Below are 2,616 nucleotides of genomic sequence, written 5' to 3' on the forward strand. Positions count from 1 at the left end.
TTGCCCGCACCCCGACTGCGGTGCGCTAGCCCATCAGACGTGGTTTAAGTTGTTTGCTCAACGACACGACAAGGACGGGGGTCCGTTTTTTCCAAACGCACGCAAGGTCGAGGACGCCGAGAGGGCCAAACAGCTTGAAGAGTCGACCCTGAAACTTCTGGAAAGGATGCTCACTAGAGAAGTGTTCTTTGAAGAGGAAGGAGGCTGGAGCAGCCTCAACAAGCACCTAATGAACGTTCATCTCAGCATGTGCTTTAGTTGCGAAGGCCTCGCGATCTGGCGGGCGGATGAACTCATCTATCCGCACGGCGATGTGTCGATCGCGCCGGTGGAAGAAATGCCGGCAGACGTGACAGCGATCGTCCTCGAAGCGAACGATATTTTGGACAAGTCGCCGAGAGGCGCTGCAGCTCTCCTCCGCCTCTGTGTTCAAAAGCTCATGCCGCACCTCGGGGAGAAGGGCAAGAATATCAACAACGACATCGCCAGCCTCGTGGCAAAGGGGCTCGATACGCGGATACAGAAGGCGCTCGACGTTGTGCGCGTAGCAGGGAACGATGCAGTCCACCCGGGCCAGATCGATTGGGACGACGACAAGACCGTTGCGACACAGTTGTTCGGACTCGTGAACTTGATCGTCGAGACCCAGATAACGCAGAAGAAGCACATCGAAGATCTGTTCGAAGCGGTCGTGCCGGATACCGTCAAGGCCGAGATCGAAAAACGCGACACGCCCAAACAGATCGCGCCACCGAGTGATGAACCGACAATAGATTAGGAAACGGGAAAACCCGCATGGTCACGAGTCGTCCGTGAAGAATGCAGATCGGCCTGAGCGATAGGCAGAAGTTGTCTCGATAAAGTATTCGATTTTGCAGGAAAGCCGGGTGTTGGGCCGCGCTTTCTTGCGTTTTGGGATTTTGCTTTCGAGCGATTCGTGATTCCCTGACGGCGGGTCATCGGCATTGGGGAAGGCGATGAGCAAACCGCGGGATGATCGTCAGAAAGACCTGTTGCTTCCGGCCCTCGATCAAATCATCGACATGGGCCATCCGCTGGTGCGGTTGGCGGCGCTGATCGACTGGAAGTTTCTGGATGACCGCTTTGGTTCGGTGTGCCAAACCGGTCCGGGGCAGCCTGGTCTGCCGACGCGGCTTGTCGCCGGCCTGTTCATCCTGAAGCACATGCACAATCTCTCGGATGAGGTGCTGTGCGCCCGCTGGATCGAGAACCCCTATTACCAATACTTTTGCGGCGAGTTGAGCTTCTGCCACCGGCTGCCGTTCGATCGATCGTCGATGACGCGCTGGCGCCAGCGGCTCGGCGAGGAGCAGCTCGTCGCGCTGATCCAGGAAAGTCTGTCGGTGGCGCACAAGACTGGCGCCATCGGTCCCAAGGACCTGGAGCGAGTGGCGGTCGATACCACGGTGCAGCCAAAGGCCGTTGCGCATCCGACCGACGCGCGGCTGATGCATCGGGCCATCACCAAGCTCGTCGGGCTCGCCAAGCGCAACCGTGTGCCGCTGCGCCAGAGCTATCTGCGCCTGGCCAAGCGCGCCGCCATCATGGTGGGCCGCTATACCCACGCTCATCAGTTCAAGCGCGCCCGGCGCCAACTCAAGTTCCTGCGGACGCGACTTGGCCGGATCATCCGCGACATCCGCCGCAAGATTGATGGCGATGCGGCGCTGGAAGCTCGCTTCGGCCCGCTACTCGATCTGGCGCAGCGGGTGCGCAGCCAGGATCAGCATCAGCGCGGCCCCAAGGTCTATGCGTTACATGCGCCGGAGGTCGAGTGCATCGGCAAGGGGAAAGCCCGCGCGCCTTACGAGTTCGGCTGCAAGGTCAGTATCGCCACCCCCGTGACGTCCCCGAAGGGCGGACAGTTCGTGCTCCATGCCAAGGCGCTGCACGGCAATCCCTTCGACGGGCACACGCTCGGCCCTGTGGTCGCCGACATGGAGAAGCTCACCGGCGTGGAGGCTCGCCGCATCCATGTCGACAAAGGGTACCGCGGCCACAACCACCCGCACCGGCTCAGGGTCTGGATCTCGGGGCAGGTCCGCCGCGTCACGGCTTCCATCCGGCGCGAGATGAAGCGTCGTGCGGCTGTCGAGCCCGTCATCGGCCACGTCAAGGCCGAGCACCGCATGGACCGCAACTATCTCAAAGGCCGCGTCGGCGACCGCATCAACGCCGTCCTCGCCGCTGCCGGCTACAACTTCGGCCTGCTCCTGCGGTGGCTCGCAGAACTCTTGCGTGCCATCATCCGGGCCTTCGCCGAAACTGTCCCGGCTCAAAAGATCGCTTAAATCAGCGGTCGTCCGCGTTCTTCACGGAGGACAAATTGATCTATGAAGACGGCCTTGTTCATCCGTGTAAATGTTCCGGATTGAGAAGGTCACAGCGGAGCTTGCCTGCATCCGTGCTAATCCGGCTCCAGAGACAGCGCTGCGTGCATATCGTACCATGAAGAGTATCTCGGCGCGAAACGATTTGCTGCAGGAAACCGCTTTGCCACACCCGTAACAATTTTCCGACCGATCAATAGATGTAACTGCGTGATAATCCCATCGCGAGTAGTCCAGTCGTCTTCCAATTCATTGCCAAATAAAC

Annotated in this window: 3 protein-coding genes; 2 read left to right on the plus strand and 1 reads right to left on the minus strand. The window is 59.9% G+C overall.

The genetic code is table 11. From position 1 onward, the window contains the following. Together VMT30_08840 and VMT30_08845 are read left to right on the plus strand one after the other, a co-directional pair. Window positions 1-778 (plus strand): DUF4145 domain-containing protein (locus VMT30_08840; protein ID HVQ45034.1); only part of this gene is annotated, 778 nt, incomplete at its 5' end. Window positions 779-977: 199 nt separating this feature from the next. Then, window positions 978-2,312 (plus strand): IS5 family transposase, encoded by a 1,335-nt coding sequence (locus VMT30_08845; GenBank protein HVQ45035.1) that lies wholly within the window; start codon window positions 978-980, stop codon window positions 2,310-2,312. 116 nt (window positions 2,313-2,428) lie between these two features. On the opposite strand, the gene VMT30_08850 is transcribed toward VMT30_08845, so the two are convergent. Next, on the minus strand, window positions 2,429-2,616 hold a 188-nt coding region (locus VMT30_08850), incomplete at its 5' end, for a hypothetical protein (protein HVQ45036.1).

Source organism: Candidatus Saccharimonadia bacterium (genome assembly GCA_035544015.1).
Taxonomy (GTDB): domain Bacteria; phylum Patescibacteriota; class Saccharimonadia; order UBA4664; family UBA4664; genus UBA5169.